Annotated in this window: 2 protein-coding genes; both read left to right on the top strand. The window is 41.2% G+C overall.

Annotated features, from left to right (window positions below; genetic code table 11):
• Nucleotides 1–187 (top strand): lytic transglycosylase domain-containing protein (locus HP459_RS23295; protein WP_171936965.1); only part of this gene is annotated, 187 nt, incomplete at its 5' end.
• Nucleotides 188–190: 3 nt separating this feature from the next.
• Entirely contained in the window at nucleotides 191–550 is a 360-nt protein-coding gene (locus tag HP459_RS23300; protein WP_171936966.1) for a hypothetical protein, read from the top strand.
• The last annotated feature ends 37 nt before the right edge of the window (nucleotides 551–587 follow it).

The following is a 587-nucleotide window of genomic DNA, read 5'->3' on the forward strand; positions in this document are numbered from 1 at the left end:
CCCTGACCAAAATATAAAAACGGGAATTGGATTCCTCTCACATCTGCTAAAAAAATATGGTGATCTTGAGCTTGCTTTAGCTGCATATAATGCCGGAGAGGGCGCAGTTGATAAATATGGCGGCATTCCACCATATAAAGAAACTCAGCTATATGTAAAAAAAATCATGGCAACACTTGGAGGATAAAAAATGAAAAAAGGTTCTGTTATTGCTGTCTTAATTGCATTGGCTACTATGCAATCTGCTATTGCAGAAGACGTATATGATGGTGATTTATCATCACTCAATCCTATACAGGATAAAGCCCTTGAGCAGAAAGACCCTTGTACTGTTGTCATGTGCATGGCTGAAAAACTATACGACTCAACCAGTAAAGATTGTGAGCCGGTTGTTAGTTACTTTTCATCAATTCGTAAGTTTGGTCATCACGGTTTCGATCCGGGTAAGACCTTGAAAAAGCGTAGAGATAAGCTAAATGAGTGTCCGGGAGCAGACCCGGCAAACGTATCCGGTATCTTAGGCAAGTTCGGACGTATGAGGGGGTTCTGATGCAGGTAAGAAAAGGTTATATCCGTAATCCGTGGTC

The sequence above is a fragment of the Enterobacter sp. CM29 genome (genome assembly GCF_013179605.1).
Classification (GTDB): Bacteria; Pseudomonadota; Gammaproteobacteria; order Enterobacterales; family Enterobacteriaceae; genus Enterobacter; species Enterobacter intestinihominis.